The sequence below is a fragment of the Variovorax atrisoli genome, from assembly GCF_014195185.1.
GTDB classification, from domain to species: Bacteria; Pseudomonadota; Gammaproteobacteria; order Burkholderiales; family Burkholderiaceae_C; genus Variovorax; species Variovorax atrisoli.
On sequence record NZ_JACIBG010000026.1, the window covers coordinates 1 to 2910 of the forward strand.

At 69.0% G+C, this 2910-nt stretch carries 1 protein-coding gene and 1 pseudogene; both read right to left on the reverse strand.

The window, feature by feature from the left end:
• Positions 1-2655: condensation domain-containing protein (locus tag FHY06_RS34690; protein ID WP_260310882.1), on the reverse strand; the 2655-nt coding region annotated here is incomplete at its 3' end.
• 111 nt (positions 2656-2766) lie between these two features.
• A pseudogene (locus FHY06_RS35210) lies at positions 2767-2898 on the reverse strand (phosphopantetheine-binding protein); the annotation flags it as partial.
• Between the last annotated feature and the right edge of the window lie 12 nt (positions 2899-2910).

The following is a 2910-nucleotide window of genomic DNA, read 5'->3' on the forward strand; positions in this document are numbered from 1 at the left end:
GCGTTGCAGGCGATCGATGATGGCCTGGACGCTGGCCTGATCGAACAGGTCCGGGCGGTAGCCCACCCGCAACTGCAGGCGGGCTCCCGGGATGACCGCGATGCTCAGCGGGTAGTGGGTGGTGTCGCCCCCGCCGCCCTCAGCACGCGCGACCTCCAGGCCGTTGTAGGAGGGCTGCTGCCCCCTGGGGTCCACGGGATAGTTCTCGAAGACGAACAGCGTGTCGAACAGCGTGCTGAAGCCGCTCAGGCGCTGGATCTCGCTCAACCCCAGGTGCTGGTGGGCGATGAGCGAGGACTGCTCGTCCTGCAGCCGTGCAAGCGCCTCGATGGCAGGCTCACGGGCCTGGAACTGGAAGCGCAGCGGCAGGGTGTTGATGAACAGGCCCACCATGGACTCGACGCCAGCGAGCTCGGGCGGACGGCCGGAGACCGTGATGCCGAAGACCACGTCCTGGCGCCCGGTCAGGCGTGCGAGCAGCGCGCCCCACGCACCCTGCATGAGGGTGTTGAGGGTGAGGCTGTGTCGGCGCGCCTGTCGGGTGAGCGCTTCGGTCAGCGCCTGCGGCAGGCTGAAGGCGAAGGAGGACTGGTGCCCCGAGGTGGAGGCTTGGCTGGTGACCAGCCTGGTGGACTCCTGCAGGCCAGCGAGGGAGTCGCGCCAGGCCTGCTCGGCGGCTAAGCGGTCCTGCTGCTTGAACCAACCCAGGTAGTTGCGGTAGGGCGTGGCCGGAGGCAGGCTGGCGGGGTTGCCCCGGCTCGCGTAGAGCGCGAACAGCTCCTTGAGCAGGATCGGCATGGACCAGCCGTCCAGCAGGATGTGGTGGCTGGTGAAGACGAAGCGAGTGCGCTCGGCGCTCAGGCGGATGAGCGCGAAGCGCAGCAGCGGTGCGTGGGCGGGGTCGAAGGGCAGCAGGCGGTCCTGCTCGAGGAAGCTGGCCAGGCGGGCCTCGCGCTCGGGTGCATCGAAGGCTGTGAGATCGATGTCCTGCCAAGGCAGGGTGATCTGGCGCGGGATGACCTGCACGGGCTCGGAGAGGTCTTGGTGTAGGAATGCGGCGCGCAGGTGGGCGTGGCGCTGCAGCAGCGCGCTGGCGGCGGCGTGCAGGGCGCCAGCGTCCAGGGCCCCCGTGAGCTCGAAGGCCATCTGCACGACGTAGGCGTCGGCCTCATGCTCGTCGTACATGGCGTGGAACAGCAGGCCCTGCTGCAGGGCCGACAGCGGCAGAATGTCCTCGAGCGCGGGGTGCTGCTGCTCGATGCGTTCGATCTCCGGCTGGCTCAGGCCTAGCAGGGGGAAGTCCGAGGGCGTGAAGCCGCCGGCATCGCTGCGCTGGGCGTGTGCGACAAGCGCCTCGAGGGCATCGAACCAGCCCTGGGCAAGTGCACGGATGTCGGCTTCGCTGAAGAGCTCGCCGGCCCAGGCCCACGATGCTTGAAGCTCAGGGCCGTCGGCCCTGTCGCGCGTGAGCGCGTCCAGCGAGATCGCGTGCGCCAGCGGCGCCTCGGCATCCTCTCCACCACTCAAGGCGCTGGCCTCCGGCGCAGCAGCCCAGTCCTGTGCCTGTGGTGCGGCGAAGCGCCCCAGGTAGTTGAAGCCGATCTGCGGTGCTGCACCCGCGAGCACCTTGGCGGTCTCGGGGTTGAGGTAGCGCAGCAGCCCGAAGCCCAGGCCGTTGTCGGGCAGGGCGCGCAGTCGCTCCTTGCTCTGCTTGAGCGCACGACCCATGTGGAGGCCGCCGCGCAGAGCGTCATCGAGGTCGATGCCCTGCAGGTCCAGATGCACCGGGAACAGGCTGGTGAACCAGCCCACGGTGCGCGAGAGGTCCACGTCCTCGAAGATGTCCTCGCGGCCGTGTCCCTCAAGGTCGAAGACCACGCCGGGGGCTGCGTCGGATGCGCGCGTGCGGCGCCACTGGGCCACGGCCAGCGCGAAGGCCGTCAGCAGCACGTCGTTGATGCGGCCGTGGAAGAGCGCGGGCACCTGCGTGAGCAGCGCGGAGGTGAGCGTGCTCGGCAGGCTCAGCGTGAGGCGTTGGGCAGTGGCGACCGTGTCGCGGCGGGCATCGAGAGCGCGGTGCGACAGCAACGGGTCCGCTGCGCTGGCGATGGAGGTCCACAGCGGTAGCTCGGCGATCCGCCGGGCGGAGAGGGCCTCGGCATTCAGGCGCAGCGCCCAGTGGCGCAGGGAACTGCTGCGCGGTCCGAGTCTGGCGCGTTCGCCGCGCTGTGCAGCCTGCCAGGCTAGTTCGAGGTCGGGCACAAGGATGCGCCAGGAGACGCCGTCCACCGCGAGGTGGTGGATCGTCAACAGCAAGCGTCCGGGCTCTGCGCTCCCGGCGTCGAACCACACGGCCTGCAGCATGCGTCCGGCTTCGGGGTCAAGGCGGGCCGCGGCTGTGCGCGAGGCTTCGGCAACGAGCATGCGAAGACCGTCCTCGTGCAAGCCGAGCGTGTCGATGCGGCGCAGGCATTCCTTGGCCTCGAAGGCCGTCAATACAGGGAGCTCCAAGTGCCAGATGCCAGCGTCCTTGGACGCGAGGCGCATGCGCAGCGCGTCATGCTGATCGAGCAGGGCCTGCAGTGCAGCAATCAGGTGATCCTGTTGCAGGTCTGCGGGCACCTGCAGGAGCATCGACTGGTGGTGCCTGCGCATCGGGCCGCTGCGTTCGGTGTCCCAGCGAATGATCGGTGTTGCAGGAATTGGCCCGGTGGCGACATCCGCTATGGCATTTGGGGTCGTCAAGGGGGTAGACGCTGCCGCCAGCGCTTGGACGGTCTGGTGCTGGAAAATGCTGCGCGGCGTTATGAGCAGACCGGCCTTGCGCGCACGGCTGACCAGCAGGATGGAGGTGATGCTGTCGCCGCCGAGATCGAAGAAGCTGTCATCGATGCCCACCTGCGGCAGGCG